The organism is Chamaesiphon sp. OTE_75_metabat_556 (assembly GCF_031378165.1).
In the GTDB taxonomy this organism is placed as follows: Bacteria; Cyanobacteriota; Cyanobacteriia; order Cyanobacteriales; family Chamaesiphonaceae; genus Chamaesiphon.
On sequence record NZ_JANNDR010000581.1, the window covers coordinates 1 to 4,066 of the forward strand.

At 48.5% G+C, this 4,066-nt stretch carries 4 protein-coding genes; 2 read left to right on the forward strand and 2 right to left on the reverse strand.

All coding sequences use genetic code 11. The features are described from left to right. A partial coding sequence (gene mutL, locus RMO27_RS22875) for a DNA mismatch repair endonuclease MutL (RefSeq protein WP_309736840.1) occupies positions 1-1,609 on the reverse strand: 1,609 nt, incomplete at its 3' end. A 95-nt stretch (positions 1,610-1,704) separates the two neighbouring features. Then, positions 1,705-1,905, reverse strand: coding sequence for a hypothetical protein (locus RMO27_RS22880; protein ID WP_309736843.1), 201 nt, complete (start codon positions 1,903-1,905; stop codon positions 1,705-1,707). Between the two features lie 107 nt (positions 1,906-2,012). Here RMO27_RS22880 and RMO27_RS22885 point away from each other — a divergent pair, with 107 nt between their 5' ends. Then, positions 2,013-3,029: a TOBE-like domain-containing protein gene (locus RMO27_RS22885; protein WP_309736841.1), complete on the forward strand. Its 1,017-nt coding sequence runs from the start codon at positions 2,013-2,015 to the stop codon at positions 3,027-3,029. A 203-nt stretch (positions 3,030-3,232) separates the two neighbouring features. Continuing rightward, a partial coding sequence (locus RMO27_RS22890; RefSeq protein ID WP_309736842.1) for a 3-oxoacyl-[acyl-carrier-protein] synthase III C-terminal domain-containing protein occupies positions 3,233-4,066 on the forward strand: 834 nt, incomplete at its 3' end.

Sequence of the window (4,066 nt, forward strand, 5' to 3'; positions counted from 1 at the left end):
GGGATGTCCCATTCCGAATCGCACAGCGACAGGCTACAGCCACTTGAGCGGCTTGTAAATCCCCACCCAGGCTGAGTTCGGTAATTGCTGCCGCCAAATCTTCGCGCATTAATAGGGGTGCCGGAGCCGTCCGCACCGCCCATAACCCCTCACCAAAGGGATCGATCGTCATTTCGATTTGTTCTAATTGGGCTATTTGCCGCTCTGACAGGTGCGAGAGAATTAGCGGCGGTTCGAGTGGTAATAGCTGCCAAGCTGCTGCTATTTGCTCGTACAGCACCCGCTCGTGAGCAATATGTTGTTCCACCAGCCATAGTCCGTCAGCGTGTTCGGCAATGATATAAGTATTCAGCACTTGCCCGACCGCCCGCAGTTCGAGCAAACCCAAACCATCGCCATCATTAGCCGCAGAAATGGCTCGTTGCGGGATATGATAGGCTCCCTGCTGTTCGGCGACTGCTAATAATTTCCCGATCCGGCTGGTTTGAGTATCGTCATCATCAATTTCAGACTCAAGATTTAAGGCTCGATCGAGTGCTGTAGTGACTTGGGCTTGCCAATATTCGATCTGCTGGAGATAGATTTCCACCTTTGCTGGATGGCGATTCCAGTCGATGTAGTGCGGCGGGATTTGGAGGTGTAAAAAGCAGACAGGATAGCGATCGCGTGGTAATGTTCGTGCCAAACCACTGACGATCGTTTGCTCCAATTCTGGTGCTCTGACAATCCGACCATTCACGGCGACTTTTACCCAGTCCAATCGATGGCGATGACAGCGATCGGGCAATCCCAAAGTTAACTGAATTTGCGATTCTTCTCTAGATCTGGAACCCAATGCTGGCAAACCGATTGCCCGATCGGTTTTCCGCTCTGTCTGTTCTGGGGGCAACTCTAATTCGAGACGTTGTTTGAGGTGGTTGATGGGGCGAACGCGCATCTCCACATGTTGAAGATCGTCAACCCGAACTCTGGGTAATAATTGGGGGATGATTTGTTGGGTAGTTTTAGAGCCGATAATCTGAAACCACGGACGATGTTGCTGTTCTACCGTCCAACTGACATGAGGATGACACAGAGCCAGATGATAGATCGTCGTCTGCACTTGACGCAGTTGACAATTGAGATTGGGTAAACCTTCGCGTCTAGCTGCCCAGTCCCCAAAGAGATCTTCGATATCAATTGCTGTACCCGGCGCGATCGCGACTTCTTGTTGCCGCACGACTTCACCCTGATGGTTGTAGACTAGATGCCAACCATCGCTACGATCTCGCGGACGACTGTAAATTTCGAGATTGGCAAGTTGCGCCAAGCTGTGGAGCGCCTCACCCCGGAATCCCAAACTGGTAATGTGAAATAGATCCTCTCGATCGTCAATTTTACTCGTACTATGTGCTGTAGCTGCCTGTTGGAGATCGGCAAGTTCGATGCCGCTACCATTGTCTGCGACCCGAATCCGCCATCGATCGGGAAATAGCGACACCGTAATTCTCGTTGCGCCAGCATCGATCGCGTTTTCACACAGTTCCCGCACTACTGCCCCTAGCGAGTCAATGACTTCTCCAGCGGCAATCAGGTGAATTACGTCGATCGGTAAAGTATGAATCGGCATTTAACAGCATTTCAGGCATTACTGGCAACAATGGTAGGGGCAATTCATGAATTGCCCCTACCATTAGTTTTTGGATGTATTAGTTAATAACTATTTTAAACTGCGTAAGCGTGCTGTAACGCCCAGATCACCAGGAAGATGATGCCGCCTAATACCAGCGTCGAAGAGATCGCGATGGCTGCTGGCGTATCCGCCCCTTTGAACTTCATGATGCCGCGATCGAGATCTGACATGGCTACTAAATTTAGAAAGAATAGTTTCTCTATACTATGATACCAAAAATTGCTGATCGCCAACCGTTCGCGTAGCGTACCGGAGGTAATCCACCGATGCTAAGATACGGTAATTCACGCGATTACCTGTAGATACTCTCACCCAGAGACGACACTACCGAGAACAGATTGTGGGCATTGCCGTAGAAAACATCTCCAAATGCTTTGGGAATTTCCAAGCTGTCGATCGAGCAACTCTCGAAATCGGGCAAGATTCGCTGATCGCCCTGCTCGGTCCTTCTGGTTCGGGTAAATCGACCCTACTCAGACTGATTGCTGGACTCGAAACCCCCGACGAAGGTCGGCTGTGGCTGGCAGGTAAAGATGCAACGCAACAAAGCGTGCGGGAACGCAATATCGGTTTTGTGTTCCAGAATTATGCTTTATTCAAACATCTGACGATCGGTCAAAATATCGCCTTTGGCATGGAGATTCGATCGATCTCCGCTGCAAAGGTCAAAAAAAAGGTCGCCGAACTGCTGGAGTTAATTCAACTTAGCGGTGTGGGCGATCGGTATCCCGCCCAACTTTCCGGTGGCCAACGCCAACGTGTCGCCCTCGCTAGAGCATTAGCAATCGAACCCAAAATTCTCTTGCTAGACGAACCATTTGGGGCATTGGATGCCAGAGTCCGCAGAGATTTACGCGCTTGGTTGCGCCAACTCCACGATCGATCTCACGTCACGACGGTATTTGTTACCCACGATCGATCGGATGCCATGGCCGTCGCGGATAAAATTGCCATCATGAATAAAGGCTATATCGAACAAGTCGGCACACCCAGCGAAATTTACCATCATCCAGCTAATGCTTTTGTAATGGGTTTTATCGGGCCAGTTAATGTGTTGCCGAGTAGCTTAAATATCTTCCAAAATAAACGGTTTGAAACTACCAATCCCCAAATGTTTCTCCGCCCTCAAGATATCGCGATTGAAACTATTTCAAATAACAGTACTGTCGCTGCCAAGGTCAATCGGGTCACTCATCTCGGCTCGGAAATTCAAGCAGAATTAGCTCTAGATGATGGGCAAGTCATCACCGCACTACTGACGCGCGAACGTTTCGATGAGTTACGACTCGAACCTCAGCAGCAGGTTTTTGTTAAACCTAAAAAGGCTAAATCTTTTCCAATTGATTACTCGATTTAACATGGTTTTGAAATTATAAATATTTGGACGTGTTCAATTTTAATTTCAGATGTCTTTAAAAGCGATGCTGACAATAGTCAATATAGGTCAAAAGATCGGGCTTTTGGTTGGAGTGAAGTTCCATGAAGAGTTTAGTTTCGCCCTTACAAATTGATTAGAATGATGTATGTAGGTGCCGCCATCACATGTATTTATTTTCAATTATGCGAAGAGTTAAGATTCTTGCCACTGGAAAATATCTGCCCAAAAACCGAGTCACTGCCAGCGAAATTGAGCTGAAGTTGGGCTTGCCACAGGATTGGGTCGAACAGAAATCAGGGGTATTAGTTCGCTATTTTGTAGAAGATGAAACTGCATCATTGATGGGAGCCTTAGCAGCTAAGGATGCGCTGGCGGCGGCGGGATTGTCGATCGCAGATATCGATTGTGTGATTAGTACCAGTGGTATTCCCGAGCAATCTATTCCCTGTACGGCAGCCTTAGTTCAAAAACATCTGGGTGCGCTCGATGCGGGGATTCCGGCTTTCGATATCAATTCGACTTGTCTGAGTTTTATTACTGGATTCGATACCATCTCCTATTTAATCGATGCCGGTAGATATCGGCGAGTGCTAGTAGTTGCCAGTGAAGTCTGTACGGGCTTGAATTGGAACGATCGAGAAAGTTGCACTTTGTTTGGTGATGGTGCGGCAGCGGCGATTCTAGCCAGATCTGAGCCGGGAGAAAGTGCGCGCATCCTGACTTCCAGTCTGGAAACTTACAGCAGAGGGGCGCACCTGACTGAGTGTACGGGTGGCGGCAATAAATATCATCCACGAGACTATGCCGATAACCTCGAATCCTTTCTGTTTAGAATGGATGGCAGAGGTATCTATCGGATGGCAGCAGAAATCTTGCCCCGGTTTGTAGATCGTTTATTGCAGACTGCCGAACTGAAGATCGCGGATCTGAACATGACGATTCCCCATCAAGCCAGCCTCATCGCTATGCGGTTAATCTGCAAACAGCTAGGGATTCCACCGGAGAAATTTATGACA